The organism is Stutzerimonas stutzeri (genome assembly GCF_024448895.1).
Taxonomy (GTDB): domain Bacteria; phylum Pseudomonadota; class Gammaproteobacteria; order Pseudomonadales; family Pseudomonadaceae; genus Stutzerimonas; species Stutzerimonas stutzeri_Q.
Genome location: NZ_JAMOIC010000010.1, coordinates 38,527 through 58,431, shown reverse-complemented (window position 1 = coordinate 58,431; position 19,905 = coordinate 38,527). Strand labels below are relative to the sequence as shown.

The following is a 19,905-nucleotide window of genomic DNA, read 5'->3' as shown; positions in this document are numbered from 1 at the left end:
AAGGTGCGCAGCCCGCGCTTCACCTGAGACAACCGGAGCACCGATGAGCAGCCGACTGATCTACGTGATGGACCCGATGTGTTCATGGTGCTGGGGCTTTGCGCCGGTCGTTCACGCATTGATCGAGCAGGCGCAGGCGCGCGGTGTGAGCGCTGATCTTGTGGTCGGCGGCTTGCGTCAGGAGCGAGTTGCTATGGATCAGGCGGCCCGTGAGCGCACGGCCTCTTATTGGCATGCCATTCACGAAGCGAGTGGCCAGCCATTCAATTTCGAGGCAGGCCTGCCGGAGGGTTTTATCTATGACACTGAACCGGCGTGTCGCGCGCTGGTTGCGGCGAGGGCTCTGGATACCAACGCTGCATGGCGGCTCGCGACGCTGATCCAGCAAGCCTTCTACGTCGAGGGACGTGACGTCACGCTTGTGCCCGAACTCGTCGAACTGGCCGAGACAGCTGGCATCCCACGCATCGAGTTCGCCGACCACTTCGATTCCCAGGCGGCGCGAGACGCCACGGCTGCGGACTTCGACTGGTCGCGTAACCTTGGAATTGCCGGCTTCCCGACCTTGCTTGCCGAGCACGACGGCCAGCTTGCATTGGTGACCAATGGCTTTCAGCCGATCGAGGCGTTGTCGCCGTTGTTGGCACGCTGGTTGGATCACAATCTCGATGCCTGATCAGCTGACCTGGGCCGAGATCCGCCGGCTGGCGCTCCATCATCGCAAAGCACTGATCCTGGCCAATCTTGTCGCCGTGCTCGCGACACTGTGCAGCGTGCCGATTCCGCTGCTGCTGCCGTTGCTGGTCGATGAGGTGCTGCTGGGGCAGGGCGACACGGCACTGCAGGTGATGAACAGGTTCCTGCCCGCCGGCCTGCAGACCGCCATCGGCTATATCGGTCTGATGCTCTGCATCACCTTGCTGCTGCGAGCCTCTGCGTTGGTCTTCAACGTGCTGCAGGCGCGGCTGTTCGCGCGGCTGTCTAAGGACCTTGTGTATCGCATTCGAATCCGCCTGATCGAACGCCTCAAGCGCATCGCCCTGAGCGAGTATGAGAGCCTGGGCGGCGGGACGGTTGCCGCACACCTGGTCACCGATCTGGAAACCATCGATAAATTCATCGGCGAGACGTTGAGCCGTTTGCTGGTGGCGTTGCTCTCCATCGCTGGCACAGCGGGAATTCTGCTCTGGATGCACTGGAAGCTGGCATTACTGATCCTGCTGTTCAATCCGCTGGTGATCTACGCCACGGTGCAGCTGGGCAAGCGCGTGAAGCACCTGAAAAAGCTGGAAAACGACAGCACCTCGCTGTTCACCCAGGCGCTTACCGAAACACTGGATGCCATTCAGGAAGTACGTGCCGGCAACCGGCAAGGTTTCTTCCTTGGTCGCCTTGGTCTGCGTGCCCGGGAAGTACGCGATTACGCCGTGGCTTCGCAATGGAAGACCGACGCATCTAATCGTGCCAGTGGGCTGTTGTTCCAGTTCGGCATCGACATCTTCCGTGCCGCCGCGATGCTCACAGTGCTTTTCTCCGACCTGTCCATCGGCCAGATGCTGGCGGTGTTCAGTTACCTCTGGTTCATGATCGGGCCGGTCGAGCAGCTGCTCAATCTGCAATACGCCTTCTATGCCGCCGGCGGTGCGCTGAGCCGCATCAATCAGCTGCTGGCGCGCGCCGACGAGCCGCAGTATCCCGGCGGACAGGATCCGTTCGTTGGCCGCGATACCGTCGCCATCGAAGTCCAGGGGCTGCGTTTCTCCTATCAGGACGAGCCGGTGCTGGAAGGGCTTGATCTGTCCATCGCGGCGGGCGAGAAGGTTGCCATCGTCGGTGCCAGCGGCGGCGGCAAGAGCACCCTGGTGCAGCTGCTGCTGGGTCTGTATCAACCGCAGGCCGGGCATATCCGCTTCGCCGGGGTTGCGGTGCAAGACATCGGGCTGGCGACGGTTCGGGACAATGTCGCGGTGGTTTTGCAGCATCCGGCGCTGTTCAACGACACGGTGCGTGCCAACCTGCTGATGGGGCGGGAGCGGGACGACCAGGCGTGCTGGCAGGCGCTGGAAATCGCCCAGCTGGCTGAAACCATCCGCCAATTGCCGGCTGGGCTGGACAGCATTGTCGGCCGCTCGGGTGTGCGGCTTTCAGGTGGCCAGCGACAGCGGCTGGCTGTGGCGCGCATGGTGCTTGCCGATCCCAAGGTTGTGATTCTCGACGAGGCCACTTCGGCGCTGGACGCCGCCACCGAGTATGCCCTTCATCAAGGGCTTAACCGCTTTCTGCAGGGCCGCACGACCCTGATCATCGCCCACCGTTTGTCGGCGGTTAAGCAGGCTGACCGGGTACTCGTCTTTGATGGCGGACGGATCGCGGAACAGGGCGATCACCAGCAGCTGATTGCCGATGGCGGGCTCTACGCCAAGCTTTACGGGCATTTGCAACAGCATTGAAACGGCTCGGCAGCATCATCTGCCGGATCGGACCGTTTCTGTTAATCGGTTGCTGGCATCTAGCCATCATAAACTGATTAAATTGCTCTGCTTTAGCACTCAACTTTGGTCGATACCGGCCGACTCCAAGACGTGCGCTTATTTTTCCTAGGGATCCCCCATGCAGTCTGTCGATATTTTCGCCAACCTTTCCGTTGGTAAGAAGCTCCTACTCGGCTTTGCCATGGTGCTGTTGCTGACATTGGCTGTCGCCGCCACCGGCTTTGTGGCCGTAGATTCAATCCTCAATCGCTCGTCGCAGAGCACTCAACTGGCTGCGATAAATGCTGCCATCCTCGATGCTCGCGGTCAGGAACGTGATTACGCGCTGACGCGCAGTGATACGTCGGCTGCGGCACTACGCGCCACGCTGGATAAGCTCAACCAGGAGCTGGATGACCTTACGGCCATCTCAAACAGCGAGGAGCAAAAGGCGCTTCAGCAGATTCGCAGCGATGCAGCCGACTATGCGCGCCAGTTCGCCGACTACGGAGTGCTGATTGCCAAGAGTGTCGCGCTGCGAGCAAACATGGATGATGCGGCCCAGAAGAGCCGCGAAGAGTTCGAGTACATCGAGCTCGACATGTACGACGCCGTTCGCGTCCTGCGTCTGGAAGGCGATCACCTCAAGGGCAGCGATCCGCTGACCATCGCCGAGGCCGCATCCGGGTTGACCAAGCGCATCCTTGATCTGCGCACGTTCGAAAGCGTATTCATCGGAAACAGTTCCGACGCCGCGGTCGAGCAGTGGAAAGAGGTTTATGCAGACGTCACCACGATCGGCAGCAGCCTCAAGACCTGGCTCAATGACGAGCAGAAGGCCACTATGGACGGTGCTCTTGCGGCCCTGGCCTCGTACGAGACGGCCTTTACCGAGTTCCGCAGCAATCGCTCGCAACGCGTTGACCTGGAAAGCGCCATGGTCCAACAGGCGCAGCGGGTGCTGGATACCGCAGATCGGGCGCTGGCCGATGCCAACCAGGCGATGCAGAGCCAGAGCAGCAACGCTTACTGGCTGTTGGCTGCAATCACGTCGCTGGCCGTGGTGCTAGGGCTGGTCGCAGCGACTTTGATCTCCCGCATGATCGTGGTGCCGCTGCGATACACGGTACAACTTGCGCAGCGAGTTTCCGACGGCGACCTGACCCCGTCAGCGACCGTCACTCGCCGTGATGAGCTTGGTCAGTTGCAGCAGGCCATGTTTGGCATGACCGACAGCCTGCGGACCCTCATCGGCCGCATCGGTGGCAGCGTCAGCCAGATCGCCGCCGCAGCCGAGCAGCTCTCGGCAGTCACTGCGCAGACCAGCGTCGGTGTGCAGAAGCAGCGCGAGGAGACCGATCAGGTCGCCACCGCAATGCATCAGATGGCTGCCACAGTGCAGGAAGTCGCACACAACGCCGAGCAGGCGTCGCTGGCGGCACGTCAAGCCGACCAGCAGGCGCGTCAGGGTGATCTCGTCGTCAAGGATGCCATCGGTCAGATCGACAGTCTGTCAGGCGAAGTGGAGCACTCCGCTCATGCGATTGAAGAGCTGAACACAGAGAGCGGTCGTATCGGCAGCGTACTGGAAGTGATTCGTGCGGTTGCCGAGCAGACCAACCTGCTGGCACTCAACGCCGCCATCGAGGCCGCCCGTGCTGGCGAACAGGGCCGCGGATTCGCCGTGGTAGCTGACGAAGTCCGTGCATTGGCGCGTCGTACTCATGACTCCACCGAGGAGATCGAAGGCCTGATCGCCAATCTGCAGCGCGTGGCACAGAAAGCGGTTGAGCAGATGCAGACCAGTCGCAACCTGACCCAACGCACGGTCGAGCTGGCCAGCGAAGCCGGTATCGCGCTCGGACGGATCACCGAATCGGTCTCGACCATCGAACAGATGAACCAGCAGATTGCGGCGTCCGCCGAAGAGCAGAGCGCGGTGGCGGAGAACATCTCCGAGAGCGTGACGCGCGTACGCGACATCGGTGAGCAGAGTGCCAGCGGTAGCGAGCAGACCGCTGGAGCGAGCGCTGAGCTGGCGCGACTGGGCGTCGAACTGCAAGGCTTGGTGGCGCGTTTCCGCACCTGAACGTAGTTGTCTGCACCCGAAGCCCCGGCCCGCGCCGGGGCTTTGTCATTTCTGGCGCTGAACTCCGACAAGATTCCCCCGCTCTAGAGAAATGAACGCGGTGATGCCGCACGCTCTGGAGATGCTCGATTGAACGCCTGCCTGCTCGCCCTTTTCGCCTTCTTTGAAGAGGCGACCTGCTCATGAAAACCACGGTATTTGCAGCGGGTGAATCCCGGCTGAAGCGCGCTATCACAGGGCCGGCCCTGTTTCTGTTCATCCTCGGCGATGTGCTGGGTGCGGGCGTCTATGCCCTGGTCGGCAAGATGGCAGGCGAGGCGGGTGGTGCAGTATGGGTGCCGCTGCTGGTGGCGCTTGGTTTCGCCATGCTAACGGCGGCTTCCTACGCTGAACTGGTGACCAAATACCCGAAGGCGGGCGGGGCAGCGGTGTTTGCCGAGCGAGCGTTCGGGATACCGCTGCTGTCGTTTCTTGTGGGCTTCTGCATGCTGGCCGCCGGTGTCACCAGCGCGGCGGGCCTGTCGCTGGCGTTCGGCGGGGACTACCTGGGCGCATTTCTCGACACCGCGGCGGTGCCAACGGCGCTGGTGTTTCTGACGGTGATAGCGCTGCTCAATGCGCGAGGCATCAAGGAGTCCCTGGGCGCCAACGCCGTGATGACCGTGATCGAGGTGTCCGGTTTGATCTTCGTGGTGGTCCTGGCTGCGCGATTCGTCATGGCGGGGCAGGGTGAGCCTGCACGTGCTTTGGAATTCACTCCAGGCGTGTCGCCGGCGGTCGCGGTGCTTGGCGCCGCTCTGATCGCGTTCTACTCATTCGTGGGCTTCGAGGTTTCGGCCAATGTGGCTGAAGAGGTCAGAGATGTACGCCGAAATTATCCACGCGCATTGTTCAGCGCCTTGCTGGTTGCCGGGCTGGTCTACGTAGGCGTCGGCGTCGCCGCAACGGTCGTGCTTTCACCCGATGCGCTCGCCGATTCATCAGCGCCGTTGCTTGATGTGGTGCGCGCCACCGGTTATGCCGTGCCCGACTGGTTGTTCGCCGCTGTTGCGCTGGTGGCTGTGGCTAATGGCGCGCTGTTGACGATGATCATGGCCAGCCGTCTGGCCTACGGCATGGCTGACGAAGGCCTGCTGCCGAGCGTGCTAACCAAGGTCTTGCCCGAGCGCCGCACACCCTGGCTGGCGATCGTGGTGACCACGCTGCTGGCGATGGTCCTCACCGTCACTGGTACGCTCACAGCGCTTGCCGAGACGGTGGTGCTTCTGCTGCTGTTCGTCTTCATGAGCACCAATGTCGCCGTGCTGGTGCTGCGCAAGGATAAAGTCGACCAGCCACATTTTCGGACACCGACCATTCTGCCGATACTGGCGATCGGCTCGTGCCTGTTGCTGCTGTCGCAACAGAGTGCTGGTACTTGGCTGCGCGCTGCGCTGTTGATGTCTATCGGTGCCGTGCTCTACGCGCTCGGACGTTGGCAAAAACACCGGCGCGCTAGCGCCGACTGAGTTCGCCCGCCCAATCGGCGAGCGGCAGCGCCGGTTGCTGTTGCCAGATGCGTTGCCAGATCTGCTTCAGGCGATCCATGTCGCCTCGCTCCGCGGGCATGCGCTCGACATAAGGTATTGGTGCCCAGCCGTCTCCGTTGCGCTCGGCAAGCGCGAAGCGGAAAGGATGATAGCCGGTCATGCCTAGGCGGAGATCGGTGACCAGAATCTGATCGCCAATCTGGTCATAGCGCAGCACGCCACCGGTAAACCACTGCAGGCGCGCATGTTGCGGCGAGTCTTTCAGGGCGGAGGCCAGGCGTTCGCCTCTCGGGATTCGAACCAGTTCAGGCGGATCGTTATCCAGCCAGCTGACCAGCGCTTCGTAATAGTCTTCACCATCGACCACAATCACTCGCCACAACAGCGTGTTGAAGGGAGTGGGGGTACTGAACACCTGCGCGCGCTCGATGCCGCTTTCGGCCATGACACGTTCGGTGCGCGCTTCGGCCATCTGCTTACCTGCCAGCGTGGAGCCCAGGTAGAGCGTCGAAAGCACCAGTGCTATGGCCGGCCACCGCGGCGTGCGGCCCTGCAATCCAAAGATCGCCCCGGCGAGTACCGCCAGCAGCAGAGGAATACTGTAGATCGGGTCGATGATGAACACGCTCGACCAGGCAACCGGCTGGGTGGTCAGTGGCCAGAGCAGTTGCGTGCCATCGCTGGTAAAAGCGTCAAGAAGTACATGGGTGACCAGCACCAGCCAGATCGTCACGAACAGGCGTGTACCCGTATAGTTCGGGTCCGGACGGAATCGTCGTGCCAGCCATGCGAGGCCGACGGCCAGCAGGCTGAGCACGAACAGCGAATGGCTGAAGCCGCGGTGATAAGTCATGTCGGCAACCGCATCGCCAAAGTCGAGCACGACGTCGAGATCAGGCAGCGTGCCCAGCACGGCGCCGTAGAGGAGCGCCTTGCGGCCTTGCCAGCGCCCGAGCAGAGAGGCCTGAACCGTTGCGCCGAGAAGGGCTTGGGTTATCGAGTCCATGCGGGATTCCGTCAGTTTCAGGGTGGGATACGGTAGCTGAACCGGCTCGCCTGTAGCGGTTCAAAATCATATACAAAGATGTCTGCGTCGGATTGCTCGTGGACAATATCTGTTCAATTTCTTAGTACGAAGGGCCGATGCTCGAGATATCCAACAGCGTGCAGCTACCTGACAGCGAAATCGAACTGACCGCCATCCGTGCCCAGGGTGCAGGCGGGCAGAACGTCAATAAGGTCTCCAGTGCCTTGCACCTGCGCTTTGACATAAACGCCTCCTCATTGCCGCCGTTCTACAAGGAGCGGTTGCTGGCGTTGCGTGACAGCCGCATCACGGGTGATGGCGTGGTCGTCATCAAGGCGCAGCAGTACCGAACTCAGGAGCAGAACCGTGCGGACGCACTTGAACGGCTCGCAGAGCTGATTCGGGGCGTTACGAAAGTGGAAAAGGCACGCCGGCCAACGCGCCCGACGCTGGGCTCGAAGAAGCGGCGGCTGGAAGGGAAAACCAAGCGCGGCGCAATCAAGGCGGGCCGCGGCAAGGTTGATTTCTGATCACTGGCGGCGTTGCGCCGCCAGTGAATGGAGCGAATGACCGACCTTCAGAGCGTGCCGGTGCGCGGCTCGATTACCTCTTCTTCCTCGCGAGGATGCTGCCCTTCGTCGAGTATGTCCGCCTCGGCGACCTCGTGCTCCGGCGTATCGGGCATCAGCTCCAACACCGTATGGCTGGTGCGCAGCATCGGCGTGAAGTGGCCATGGGGCTCGGTGACCAGATCGAACACGCGGCGCGCACGGAAGAACGAATAGATCGCCAGTAGCGCAAGGGTAACGGCGAAGAACACCGGAAGCGCCTTGGGGCCGAAGAAGCTCATCAGGCCACCGGCAACCACCGGGCCGAATGCCGCCCCGAATCCGTTGGCCAGGAGCAGGCCGCTAGAACCGGAAAGAATCTCATCGGGATGCAGCTGGTCGACCATCTGCGCCACGGCGATCGAGTAGATCGAAAACGCGAGGCCGCCCCAAAGAAACATCATCCCCAGCAGCAGCGGCCCGGAAGTGAGCGGCGTCATGGCAGCGCCGATCACTGCGCCGATGCTGACGACCCAGAGCAGCACCAGGCGACGGTCATGCTTGTCTGAGAACAGCCCGATCGGCCATTGCAGTACCGCACCGCCGAGAATGGTCACACTCATCAAAAGGCCGACGCCGGACGCATCGAAGCCACTCTGCGATGCGTAAACCGGGGCCAGACCCCAGAAGCCACCGAGCGTAAGGCCGGAGATACCGGCGGCCATCAAAGGCAGCGGGGCGATGCGCGCCAGTTGCAGCAGGTCGGTCGCGGGCATGTCCGGCTGTGCTGGTTGGGCCTGACGGGTGAGGGTGATCGGCATCAGCGCCGCACAGATCAGAATCGCAGCCAGCGCGAATAGCGTGAAATTCATCGGGCTGTCGAGGCTCAGCAATTGCTGGGCGGCCGCCAATGCGCCGAGGTTGACCGCCATATACAGCGCGAAAACCTGACCGCGCTTTTCGCCGCTGACCTGCGCGTTGAGCCAGCTCTCGATCACCATGTACAGCGTAACCAGGGCGACGCCGTACATGACCCGCAGGACCAGCCAGACCCATGGGTTGACGATGATCACGTGCAATAGCACGGCGACGGCAGCCAAGGCGGCGTAGAAGGAAAAGGTACGGATGTGGCCGACACGGCGAATCAATGATGGCGCGAGCCATGTGCCGATCAGGAAGCCTGCGAAATAGCCGGACATCAACAGGCCGATAAGCCCGGTCGAATAACCTTCAGCCACGCCTCGCAGCGTCAGCAGGGTATTCAACAGGCCATGGCCGAGCAGTAGTAATGCAACTCCACCCAGCAGCGAGCTGATGGGGGCAATCAAGGACTTCATGACAAACAACCCTAGGCAAATAGGACGACGATGGCAACCCGGCGAGCGGTTCGTAAGGTTACCGGTTAAATGCTTAACTGATTGAAATTGAACAGGTTGGCGCGAAAACAATCGCGTCGGGCGATGCCCGTTGCAGCTTGGGCAGTATTTTTGCGTCAGGATTCCGCGCCCTTCGGTATTTCCAGCGCAGCGTGGTGGTTGATCACCTCGTTCAGGCGCTGCATCGATTCCGCAATGGCCTCCCTGTCCGGGATCTGATGAATATTCTCGGCGCTCTGCTCGATCACTGCACGGGCATGGCTGAGCAACACCGCTTCGGTCTCCGCCTCAGGCTCGCAATACAGCAGATTCTTGTAGCACTGCAGCAGGCTTAGCACGACCTGTGTATCGGCCCGGCCGTAATGCCGCAGCGGCCCCAGCACGGCGAGCAGCATCTGTTGCAACTCCAGCTCGGTAAAGAATAGACGAGGCGGCTGGTCCGGCTCGAACGCAATGTCAAAGCCCGGCAGCTTCAGCCGCTCGGCGAACAGCACGCTGAGCATGTCGATGGCCTTGATCGCGGTGCCCGGATCGTTGATCCCCGGGCTAAGCGCCTTGCTGCCGATCTCGGTTATTTGCTTGAAGCCGAAGAAATAATGCTGATTGGCATATTCCTCGACGTAGAAGTCGAAGGCATCCAGCAGGGTCTTGATCACCTCATCGTCGACTTCCTTGCTCAGGCGAAACAACGGGTGCCCAGGCATCACGAAAAAGCCGTTGTGCACTTGAACGGTCATGCGCAAATCGTGTTCTTCGAGAAGCGCCTTCGCGGCCTCGCTGTTGAACGCCTTGAAGTAGCCTGAGCGGCTGGAGCACACCACGGGCCAGTCCTGGTCATCCGGCCAGTTGGGACGCTGGTCCAAACTTTCGAATTTCTTCTGCTGAGCCTTGAGTTCGCCCAAGGTCTTCTTGAACAGGTTGTTGAGGATGTAGTCGACCTGAATCGATTGGGAAATCTCTCGGATAAAGGCGATGAACAGGCAGAGGCTGATAACGCCCAACGCCAGCGCCAGAAAAATACCCAGGCTGGGCACATTGATGTCGTCGCCTTCCTGAATAGTGAGGATCAGCAGCAGTGAATCGATGATGGTGCCCAGGTAGATGCCGAGAATGATCTGGTGGTTGCGGCTGCTGATCAGGCTCGGAATGACCCGTGGTGAAAGAGTGGATGATGCCGAGTTGAGCACTACCATCACCATGCTGAAACTGAACACCATCAGCGAGACGATGCTGCCCACCAGCGTGCCGAGGATCAGTCGCGCGTTCTCGGCGTTGTTCACCAGGCCCAGCTTGAGATCTTCCTTGTAGACCTGCAGCCAGGTCATCTCCAGCCAGATGCTCACCACGCAGAGCAGCACCAGCCCGAGCGTGATCAAGGCAGGGTAGAAGGCGATGCTGCTGATGATGCGCTGGTAAAAGCGGAACAGTCGATTGTTAGCCGTAGCCATTGAGATTCCGTTCGGGCGGGATGAGGTAGGTAACGGTTTCGGCAGTGCGGAACCGCAAATGTTCGGTAGCGGGCGCGATAGCGCTGTTAGCCTGTAGCCGGAGCGAGTTCTGCAATCAAGGCGCGAACACTACCAGGCAGTGCGTCTAGCTCGCGCACGAGAATACTGCGTTCGCGCACGGCCCAGGGCTCGTCGAGCTCGACCAGCGCGAGCTTCATGGTCCGACTGTGCCGACGCGCAGCCGATTCGGGAATGATTCCGATGCCGACACCGGCCTCGATCATCCGGCACACCGCCTCGAAACTGGACAGTTGAATGCGCAGCAACAGTTGGCCGCCGAACTTCTCCACCTGATCGCGCAGGAAGGTCAGCAGCGTACTGCCTTCATGTAAGCCGATGTGCTGATAGTTCAAGGTCTGGCGTAGCGTTACGCGTGGTTCGTTCGACACCGCATGGCCGATCGGTACGGCGAGCAGCAACCTGTCCGTGCTGAAGTGCAGCACCTGGAGCCCGTCGGCGCTCACGGGGCCTGCGATGATGCCCATGTCCGTGCTGCCGTCCAGCACACCTCGCACGATGTCGCGGCTCAGGCGTTCCTGCAGATCCACCGTTACGCCCGGACGTTGAGCGAGAAAGCCGGCCAGCACTTCCGGGAGGAACTCGGTCACCGCCGTGGTATTGGCGAATATGCGGATGTGCCCGGCGGCATCGGTGCCGTATTCGGTGAACTCGCTTTTCAGGTAATCAACCTGACGCATGATCAGCCGCGCATGCTGCAGCAGCTTGCACCCGGCCGGCGTCAGCTCAACACCGCGGCTGTCGCGGTACAGCAGGCGGCTGTCCAGCTGGCTTTCGAGCGCCTTGATGCGAGCGCTGGCAGCCGCTGGCGACAGGTGGGCGCGGCGTGCGCCCTGGGTCAGGCTGGGCGATTCGGCGATGTGAATGAACAGGCGAAGATCGGCCAGATCAAAATGCATGTGCAAGCTCGAAGAGTCAGTTGGCGTTCAGCTTATCCGAACGCCGGTCTCGGTAATTGCAAATTCTCAGTATGCCGGGCGTCGTGCATTCTTTCTGAAACAAGACAGCCGGAAGCCTCAGATGACCGACGTAACTGCCTGGATCGGCCGCAGCGAAGAGGTCCATGACCAGCTCAGCCGCAACCTGCTGATGCGCATTGCTGCAACGCTCGGCGAAGCAACCCCCGCCCATGGCGAAGCACTGCCGCCGTTGTGGCAATGGTGCTTCTTTCAGGAGCCCCTGCCCGAAACTGGCCTGGGCGAAGACGGTCACCCGGCGCGTGGTGGGTTTCTGCCGCCAGCCGACAACCGCAACCGCATGTGGGCCGGCGGGCGTGTCGAGTTCATCGAACCTTTGACGGCCGGGTCCGAGGCGACTCGCCTATCCACCATCAAGCACATCGAGGAAAAGCACGGCCGCACAGGCGCACTGCTGTTCGTCACGGTGCAGCACGACTATCTCCAGGACGGGCGCCTGGCCATCCGCGAAGAGCAGGACATCGTCTACCGCGAACCTAGCCCGCCGAAAACCAGCAGCGGTGAGCCGATGGTCGCCGGCGATTGGCGCGAGGCCGTTACCCCGACGCCAACCCTGCTGTTCCGTTATTCCGCGGTCACCTTCAACGGCCACCGCATCCATTACGACTGGCCCTACGTCACTGAAAGCGAGGGCTACTCGGGTCTGGTTGTGCACGGCCCATTGATTGCCACGCTCAACCTGCGGGCCTTCTGCCGTGCCCACCCGAATGCACGCTTGCGCCGCTTCGCCTACCGCGGGTTGCGACCTCTGGTGGTGCCGCAGCAGTTTGAGGTCGGAGGCCGAATCGTTGAGCTGGGTAAGGCCAAACTCTGGGCCGGCGATCACAACGGCCTGGCGCAAAAAGCGGAAGTGGTATTCGACTGATCGAGTGGGTGCTTCCCCCCTCACCCTAACCCTCTCCCCGGAGGAGACGAGGGGACTGCATCAGCAGGGGGACGGGGGTCGCGGAGATACGTGGCTGGCGAGCTTCCCAAGTGAAGCAACACCAGTCAGTCGAGCCAAGCACATAAGCAGCCCCCTCTCCCTGAGGGAGAGGGCTGGGGTGAGGGGAGAGGCCAAGCCGACAAGTATGGGTGCAAGTCCACATCTCTCCACCCATCAGCAATACGCAATGCAGCATCGCCAGTTTTTGAGGAACCGAGATGACCCCGCACAAGAACGAAGAACTGAATGCCATCCGCGAAGGCGTACGTGCGCTCTGCGCTGAGTTTCCCGCCGAATACTGGCGCAAGCTCGATGAAGAGAAAGGCTTCCCGGTCGCCTTCGTCAAGGCGCTGACCGAGGCCGGCTGGCTGTCAGCGATGATTCCGGAAGAGTACGGCGGATCTGGGCTTGGGCTGGCTGAAGCCTCGGTCATCCTCGAGGAAGTGAACCGCTGCGGCGGCAATTCCGGCACCGTCCACGGGCAGATGTACAACATGTTCACCCTGCTCAGACACGGCAGCGAAGAACAGAAGCGCTACTACCTGCCAAAGCTGGCCAGTGGCGAATTGCGCCTGCAGTCCATGGGCGTCACCGAGCCCACCACCGGCACCGACACCACCAAGATCAAGACCACCGCGGTGAAGCAGGGCGATAAGTACGTCATCAACGGGCAGAAAGTGTGGATCTCGCGCATTCAGCATTCTGACCTGATGATCCTGCTGGCGCGCACCATGCCGCTGGCCGAGGTGAAGAAGAAGTCGGAGGGCATGTCGATCTTCCTGGTCGATCTGCGTGAAGCCATCGGCAACGGCCTGACCGTGCAGCCGATCGCCAACATGGTCAATCACGAGACCAACGAGCTGTTCTTCGACAACCTGGAAATTCCGGCCAGCAGCCTGATCGGTGAGGAGGGCAAGGGGTTCCGCTACATCCTCGACGGTCTGAATGCCGAGCGCACGCTAATCGCCGCCGAATGCATCGGCGATGGCCGTTGGTTCGTCGAGAAGTCGGCGCAGTACGCCCGCGACCGCGTCGTATTCGGCCGGCCCATCGGGCAGAACCAGGGCGTGCAGTTCCCCATCGCCGAAGCGCATATCGAGATAGAAGCCGCCGACCTGATGCGCTGGCGCGCCTGCGAGGAATACGACGCCGGGCGTAATGCAGGTGCCGCCGCCAACATGGCCAAGTATCTGGCTGCCAAGGCCAGCTGGGAGGCGGCCAACGCTTGCCTGCAGACCCACGGCGGCTTCGGCTTCGCCAACGAATACGACGTCGAGCGCAAGTTCCGCGAGACGCGGCTGTACCAGGTGGCGCCGATCTCGACCAACCTGATTCTTTCGTACGTGGCCGAGCATCTGCTGGAGCTGCCGCGCTCGTTCTAACGGAGCCAAATCTAGGGTGGAAAGCGGCGAAGCCTTTTCCACGCGTATCGAACAGGCGACACAGGTGGTGGAAATGCTTCGCGATTTCCACCCTACGAAAAAGAGGAAGTGCGTCATGAATATCAGCCATCTCGACCACCTGGTGCTGACCGTCGCCGACCTCGACGCAACGATCGACTTCTTCACCCGCGTGCTCGGCATGCAGGCGGTGACCTTCGGCGAAGGGCGCAAGGCGCTGGCCTTCGGCAACCAGAAGATCAACCTGCACCAGGCCGGGCACGAGTTCGAGCCAAAGGCTGAGCGGCCGACACCGGGTTCGGCGGACCTCTGCTTCATCGTCGCCACACCGCTGGAGCAGGTGATCGCCCATCTCCAGGCGCAACAGGTCGCGATCATCGAAGGTCCGGTGCAGCGCACCGGCGCGACCGGACCGATCCGCTCGGTGTACCTGCGTGACCCCGACCAGAACCTGATCGAACTGTCCAATCCGTTAGAGAATCTGCTGGAGCCTAACGCATGAGCCAGCACACCCGTGCCCTGACCGAATTCCTTGCCGGGCTTGCTTACGAGCAGGTCCCGGAACCCGTGCTTGCACGCACCGAGGATCTGTTTCTCGACTGGCTCGGCTCGGCCCTGGCCAGTGCCGGATCGCATCCGATTCCGTTGTTCGAGCGTTACGCGCAGAGGATGGGCCCGGCCGACGGACCGGCGCGCATTCTGGTGAACGGCAAGAGCAGCTCGGCCTATTTCGCCGCGCTGGTGAACGCCGCCAGTTCACATCTGGTGGAGCAGGATGATCTGCATAACAGCTCCGTGTTGCACCCGGCCACGGTGGTGTTTCCTGCCGCGCTGGCGGCGGCGCAGGATCTCGGCAAGTCCGGTCGCGAGCTGCTGGTGGCCTCGGTAGCCGGTTACGAGGCGGGCATCCGCATCGGCGAATTCCTCGGGCGTTCGCACTACCGGATCTTTCATACCACGGCGACCGTCGGCACCCTGGCCGCCGCGGTGGCTGTCGGAAAGCTGATGAACTTCGACCAGCATCAGTTCACCCATCTGCTCGGTAGCGCCGGTACACAGGCAGCCGGACTGTGGGAGTTTCTTCGTGACGCAGCAGACTCCAAGCAGCTGCACACCGCCAAGGCGGCTGCTGATGGTCTGCTCGCCGCGTATCTGACCGCAGATGGCCTGACCGGCGCGCAGGACATCCTCGAAGGCGAGCAGGGCATGGCCGCTGGTATGTCCAGCGATGCCGATCCGGGCAAGCTGTCCGATCGCCTCGGCAGCCGCTGGGCGCTGGCGGAAACCTCCTTCAAGTTCCACGCCTCCTGCCGGCACACTCATCCTGCCGCTGATGCACTGCTGGCGTTGATGCAGGGCGAAGGGTTGACGGCGGATGACATCGCCGGCGTCGTCACCCGGGTGCATCAGGGCGCCATCGACGTGCTCGGCCGAGTGACCGTGCCGCAAACGGTGCATCAAGCCAAGTTTTCCATGGGCACGGTGCTCGGGTTGATCGCCCTGTATGGCAAGGCCGGCCTGACCGAATTCCACAGCCATGCGCTCAGCGATCCGCGTGTGGGCGCATTTCGGGAGAAGGTGACGATGACCCTTGATCCTGAAGTCGACGGCGCCTATCCGGCGCGCTGGCTCGGTCGCGTCGAAGTAAGCACCACCGACGGCCGCACGCTGCACGGCGCAATCGACGAGCCCAAGGGCGATCCAGGCAACACCCTGAGCCGCACCGAGCTGGAAGACAAATTCCGCCGCTTGGTGCAGTTCTCTTGCGCGCGAAGCGATGACGAGGCGGGGGTACTGATCGACAAGGTCTGGCGGCTGCGCGAGCTGGAGCGGCTGGACACACTGGCCTGAATCGTAGGGTGGATGAAGGCGAAGCCTCATCCACCAGAACGTCGCCAGAGTCGCGGGGACTTGAACAGACGCGTGGAAAAGGCGTTGCCGTTTTCCACCCTACGCCGAATTTGCAGGGCCACAGCGACACGCTCCGGTGGACTGAAGCCCACCCTAAAAGAAGCTGAATCGTAGGGTGGATGACGGCGAAGCCTCATCCACCTGACCAACTCCAGAGTCCCAGGGCTTGAACACACGCGTTGGTAAGGCGTTGCCGTTTTCACCCAACGCCAGATTTGCAGGAACCGAACATGACCGACATACAAGCCAAACCCCGCCCACTCGACGGCATCACCGTGGTCAGCCTCGAGCACGCCATTGCCGCGCCGTTTTGCACGCGCCAGCTGGCGGATCTCGGCGCGCGGGTGATCAAGATCGAGCGCCCCGGCTCCGGTGATTTCGCCCGGGGTTATGACGAGCGCGTCGATGGCCTGGCATCTCACTTCGTATGGACCAACCGCTCCAAGGAGAGCCTGAGCCTGGACGTGAAGCAGGACGCCGCCGCGCAGGTGCTCGACCAGCTGCTGGCGGGTGCCGACGTGCTGGTGCAGAACCTGGCACCGGGCGCTGCGGCGCGCATGGGACTGTCCTTCGAGGCACTGCACGAGCGCTTCCCGCGGCTGATCGTCTGCGACATCTCCGGCTACGGCGAGGGCGGCCCCTACGAGCAGAAGAAGGCCTACGACCTGCTGATCCAGAGTGAAGGCGGCTTCTTGTCCGTCACCGGCGGGCCGGGTGAAACCGAAATGGCCAAGGCCGGCTGCTCCATTGCCGATATCGCGGCCGGCATGTACGCCTATACCGGCGTGCTTTCGGCACTGATGCTGCGCGACAAGACCGGCGAGGGCAGTCGCGTCGACGTGTCCATGCTGGAAAGCCTAGTCGAGTGGATGGGCTACCCGATGTACTACGCCTATGAGGGCGCGCCGCCGCCACCCCGGGCCGGCGCTGCCCACGCCACTATCTATCCCTACGGACCGTTTCCCACAGGCGGCGGTGGCACAGTCATGCTAGGCCTGCAGAATGAGCGCGAGTGGCTGCTGTTCTGTGAAAACGTGCTTTTCCAGCCTGCATTGACCAGCGATGAACGCTTCAGCAGCAACTCCCAGCGGTCGGAAAACCGCGAGGCACTGCGCGCGATCATCGTCGAGACCTTCGCCAGCCTGAGCGCTGACGACGTAATCGAACGCTTGGACGCAGCCACCATCGCCAACGCCCACGTCAATGACATGGCCGGTGTCTGGGCGCACCCGCAGCTGGAGGCGCGTCAGCGTTGGAGCGAGGTCGGCAGCCCTGCCGGGCAACTCCCGGCACTGCTGCCGCCAGGACGCAACAGCGCTTTTGCGCCGCGTATGGATGCGATTCCTGCGCTCGGTCAGCACACCGATGCGCTGTTGACGGAGCTGGGATACGGGGCCGACGACATCCAGCGTCTGCACGAACAGGGTACGGTGTGACCCGCCAGAACGTATTGCAACGCCGCTCCCGCCATGTAGGAGCCAGCTTGCTGGCGATCCGGCGCCGCTTGCTCGCGAACAAAGTCGCTCCCGGCATGAGCCAACAGACATGAAGGTAGAGCCATGAATTCACGCATTGTCCGTACAGCGCTGTTCGTCCCAGCGACCCGCCCCGAGCGGTTCCCCAAGGCGCTGGCCTCAGGTGCCGACGCGGTGATCGTCGATCTCGAGGATGCCGTTGCCGAGAATTTGAAGGCCGAAGCCCGTGGGCATCTCGACGCCTTCCTGGGGGCGAACCCGGAGGCCGAGGTTTTGGTGCGGATCAACGCGTCGGGACATAACGAACAGGCTAAGGATCTTGAACTTTGCGCAACCCGTCCGGGCGTAATAGGCGTGCTCCTGCCCAAGGCTGAAAACGCCGAGCAGGTACAGGCCGTAGCCGCCACTGGCAAGCCGGTCTGGCCGATCATCGAAAGCGCACGGGGGCTCGCTCGGCTGGCGGAAATTGCCCATGCCGGTGGCGTCGAACGGCTGTCATTCGGGGCCCTGGACCTCGGTCTGGATCTGGGGCTTGCTAGCGGCACCGCGGCGGCCGAGCGTATTCTCGACCAAGCGCGCTACGGATTGCTGTTGCAGTCACGGCTGGCAGATCTCGCGATGCCGCTGGACTCCGTATTCCCCGATATCAAGAACTTGCACGGCCTTGCCCAGACTGTTGCCGACGCCCGCGACATGGGTTTCGGCGGCTTGCTGTGCATCCACCCCAGCCAGGTCGCTGTGGTGCATGAAACGCTGATGCCCAGCGCTGACGAGTTGACCTGGGCGCAACGCGTGCTCAGTGCCGGCGCGTCCGGCGAAGGGGTCTTCGTGGTGGACGGACAGATGATCGATGCCCCCGTCATCGGTCGCGCCCGTCGCCTGCTGCAACGTGCCGGGCAATCGGTGCCCTGACCGCAACGCTTGCCCGCGAAACGTACCAACCGACAAAAACAAGAGGGTACTTCCATGCTGAGTCACAAGCTCAAGGCGCTCGCCTGCGCGCTTTCTTTCTCCATCGTAGGGTTCGCCCAGGCGGAGCCCATCACCATCAAGTTCTCCCATGTGGTAGCGGACAACACACCGAAGGGGCAGGGCGCCCTGATGTTCAAGAAGCTTGCCGAAGAGCGCCTTCCGGGTCAGGTTGTCGTCGAGGTCTATCCAAACTCATCGCTGTTCGGCGACGGCAAGGAAATGGAAGCGCTGCTGATTGGCGACGTGCACATGCTGGCGCCGTCGCTGGCGAAGTTCGAGCACTACGCGAAGGCGGTGCAGATATTCGATCTGCCGTTTCTGTTCGACGACCTCGCCGCGGCTGACCGCTTCCAGAGCAGCCCGCAAGGCAAGGCATTGTTGACCGCCATGGAAGACAAGAACATCACCGGTCTGGCCTATTGGCACAACGGGACCAAGCAGATGTCCGCGAACAAACCGCTGCGTGAACCCAAGGACGCCCGTGGCCTCAAGTTCCGGGTCCAGGCCTCGCAGGTGCTTGAAGAGCAGTTCAAGGTCGTGCGTGCCAACCCGCGCAAGATGAGTTTTGCCGAGGTCTATCAGGGGCTGCAGACCGGCGTGGTCAACGGCACTGAGAACACCTGGTCGAACTATGAAAGCCAAAAGGTCCATGAGGTGCAGAAGTACATCACCGAGTCGGATCATGGCCTGATCGACTACATGGTGATCACCAACACCCAGTTCTGGCGCGGACTGCCGGATGACGTCCGCATCGAGCTTCAGAGCATCGTGGAAGAAGTGACGGTGGAAGTGAATCGCCAGGCAGATGAGCTAAACCAGAAGGCCAAAGGCACCATTGCCGAATCAGGCAAGAGCGAGATTATCGAACTGACCGCTGAGCAGCGTGGGGAGTGGCGTGAGGCAATGAAGCCGGTATGGAAGAAGTTCGAGAACGAGATCGGTGCCGATCTGATCAAGGCAGCCGAAGCGGCCAATCAACCCTGAGAGACTACGAGCCGCCAGCAGAGTCTGGAAGGCGGCTCGTTTCACCCCGCATCATGGCCTTCAGTACAGAAATAGCCGGCGGCTAGCGGTGCGACTGCAGCCGCCCGCTATCCGTGTATCAGCCGCTTCATCATCGGAAGGGGACCTGCTTTTATCAGTGACGAGGCCCTTCGTCCGGCATGCTCAATAGCCGCCGCTCCATATTCCAGTCGAAGGGCTCTTCGTTTTCTTCGGCTTCATAGCGTCGCTCTTCCAGGCGCTGGAAGATCTCGATTTCTTCGTCGGGCATGAAATGCAGGCAATCGCCGCCGAAGTACCAGAGCAGGTCGCGCGGAACCAGGTGGGCGATTTGCGGGTAGCGGTGGAAGACCTGGCAAATCATGTCCTGACCCATGTGCCGCTCTTCCGGCACGTTCTGCAGATTCATGATCAGTTCGTCAAACCGCTCGAGAAAAAGCGCATGGCTTTCTTCGGATACCTGTTCGGTTTCACCCATGGCAAGCAGGATGCCGCGCAGATGGGCCAGAAGTGCCAGGTTGTGATCGTGATAAGGATTGGCCATGGTTCACCTGAGTCGTTTGGGCGCGCGATTATAAAGGCGCACGAGTTGATTGGGGCGTGTCCAGTTGACTCGAGTGCCTGGACTGGGTTCGGTACGTAGGACGGATGGCAGTCAGGCTGTCACTTCTCGGGGG

At 61.7% G+C, this 19,905-nt stretch carries 17 protein-coding genes; 12 read left to right on the top strand and 5 right to left on the bottom strand.

Annotated features, from left to right (window positions below):
- Positions 1-43 precede the first annotated feature (43 nt).
- From NA619_RS13510 to NA619_RS13495, 4 genes are all read left to right on the top strand, one after another.
- Positions 44-676, top strand: a complete 633-nt coding sequence (locus NA619_RS13510; RefSeq protein ID WP_255962368.1) for a DsbA family protein — start codon at positions 44-46, stop codon at positions 674-676.
- Positions 669-2,450: an ABC transporter ATP-binding protein gene (locus tag NA619_RS13505; RefSeq protein ID WP_255962367.1), complete on the top strand. Its 1,782-nt coding sequence runs from the start codon at positions 669-671 to the stop codon at positions 2,448-2,450. The genes NA619_RS13510 and NA619_RS13505 overlap by 8 nt, the downstream gene beginning before the upstream one ends.
- A gap of 160 nt (positions 2,451-2,610) precedes the next feature.
- Positions 2,611-4,560 carry a HAMP domain-containing methyl-accepting chemotaxis protein gene (locus NA619_RS13500; RefSeq protein ID WP_255962366.1) on the top strand — a complete coding sequence of 650 codons (1,950 nt, stop codon included), beginning with the start codon at positions 2,611-2,613 and terminating at the stop codon, positions 4,558-4,560.
- Positions 4,561-4,742: 182 nt separating this feature from the next.
- The gene (locus NA619_RS13495) at positions 4,743-6,068 is read left to right on the top strand and encodes an APC family permease (RefSeq protein WP_255962365.1); all 1,326 of its coding nucleotides are present in this window, start codon (positions 4,743-4,745) and stop codon (positions 6,066-6,068) included.
- Here NA619_RS13495 and NA619_RS13490 read toward each other — a convergent pair.
- The gene (locus NA619_RS13490) at positions 6,055-7,095 is read right to left on the bottom strand and encodes a metal-dependent hydrolase (protein WP_255962364.1); all 1,041 of its coding nucleotides are present in this window, start codon (positions 7,093-7,095) and stop codon (positions 6,055-6,057) included. The genes NA619_RS13495 and NA619_RS13490 overlap by 14 nt on opposite strands.
- A 137-nt stretch (positions 7,096-7,232) precedes the next feature.
- Here NA619_RS13490 and arfB point away from each other — a divergent pair, with 137 nt between their 5' ends.
- Complete coding sequence (arfB, locus tag NA619_RS13485) at positions 7,233-7,646, top strand: alternative ribosome rescue aminoacyl-tRNA hydrolase ArfB (RefSeq protein ID WP_255962363.1); 414 nt, start codon at positions 7,233-7,235, stop codon at positions 7,644-7,646.
- 47 nt (positions 7,647-7,693) lie between these two features.
- Here arfB and NA619_RS13480 read toward each other — a convergent pair whose 3' ends face one another.
- From NA619_RS13480 to NA619_RS13470, 3 genes are all read right to left on the bottom strand, one after another.
- Positions 7,694-9,001, bottom strand: a complete 1,308-nt coding sequence (locus tag NA619_RS13480) for an MFS transporter (RefSeq protein WP_255962362.1) — start codon at positions 8,999-9,001, stop codon at positions 7,694-7,696.
- Positions 9,002-9,156: 155 nt separating this feature from the next.
- A complete protein-coding gene (locus NA619_RS13475; RefSeq protein WP_255962361.1) occupies positions 9,157-10,488 on the bottom strand; it encodes a DUF2254 domain-containing protein in 1,332 nt (443 codons plus the stop codon).
- An 86-nt stretch (positions 10,489-10,574) separates the two neighbouring features.
- Entirely contained in the window at positions 10,575-11,465 is an 891-nt protein-coding gene (locus NA619_RS13470; protein ID WP_255962360.1) for a LysR substrate-binding domain-containing protein, read from the bottom strand.
- A gap of 121 nt (positions 11,466-11,586) precedes the next feature.
- Here NA619_RS13470 and NA619_RS13465 point away from each other — a divergent pair, with 121 nt between their 5' ends.
- From NA619_RS13465 to NA619_RS13435, 7 genes are all read left to right on the top strand, one after another.
- Complete coding sequence (locus NA619_RS13465) at positions 11,587-12,408, top strand: FAS1-like dehydratase domain-containing protein (RefSeq protein WP_255962359.1); 822 nt, start codon at positions 11,587-11,589, stop codon at positions 12,406-12,408.
- A 278-nt stretch (positions 12,409-12,686) separates the two neighbouring features.
- Positions 12,687-13,850, top strand: coding sequence for an acyl-CoA dehydrogenase family protein (locus NA619_RS13460; protein WP_255962358.1), 1,164 nt, complete (start codon positions 12,687-12,689; stop codon positions 13,848-13,850).
- 115 nt (positions 13,851-13,965) lie between these two features.
- On the top strand, positions 13,966-14,370 hold the full coding sequence (locus NA619_RS13455) for a VOC family protein (protein WP_255962357.1): 405 nt from the start codon (positions 13,966-13,968) through the stop codon (positions 14,368-14,370).
- Positions 14,367-15,719, top strand: a complete 1,353-nt coding sequence (locus NA619_RS13450; RefSeq protein WP_255962356.1) for an MmgE/PrpD family protein — start codon at positions 14,367-14,369, stop codon at positions 15,717-15,719. The genes NA619_RS13455 and NA619_RS13450 overlap by 4 nt, the downstream gene beginning before the upstream one ends.
- Before the next feature lie 290 nt (positions 15,720-16,009).
- Positions 16,010-17,215: a CaiB/BaiF CoA transferase family protein gene (locus tag NA619_RS13445; RefSeq protein ID WP_255962355.1), complete on the top strand. Its 1,206-nt coding sequence runs from the start codon at positions 16,010-16,012 to the stop codon at positions 17,213-17,215.
- Between the two features lie 123 nt (positions 17,216-17,338).
- A complete protein-coding gene (locus NA619_RS13440) occupies positions 17,339-18,166 on the top strand; it encodes an HpcH/HpaI aldolase/citrate lyase family protein (RefSeq protein ID WP_255962354.1) in 828 nt (275 codons plus the stop codon).
- Positions 18,167-18,220: 54 nt separating this feature from the next.
- Positions 18,221-19,210 carry a TRAP transporter substrate-binding protein gene (locus NA619_RS13435; RefSeq protein ID WP_255962353.1) on the top strand — a complete coding sequence of 330 codons (990 nt, stop codon included), beginning with the start codon at positions 18,221-18,223 and terminating at the stop codon, positions 19,208-19,210.
- Positions 19,211-19,364: 154 nt separating this feature from the next.
- Here NA619_RS13435 and NA619_RS13430 read toward each other — a convergent pair whose 3' ends face one another.
- Positions 19,365-19,772, bottom strand: coding sequence for a PA2817 family protein (locus NA619_RS13430; protein WP_255962352.1), 408 nt, complete (start codon positions 19,770-19,772; stop codon positions 19,365-19,367).
- Positions 19,773-19,905: the final 133 nt, after the last annotated feature.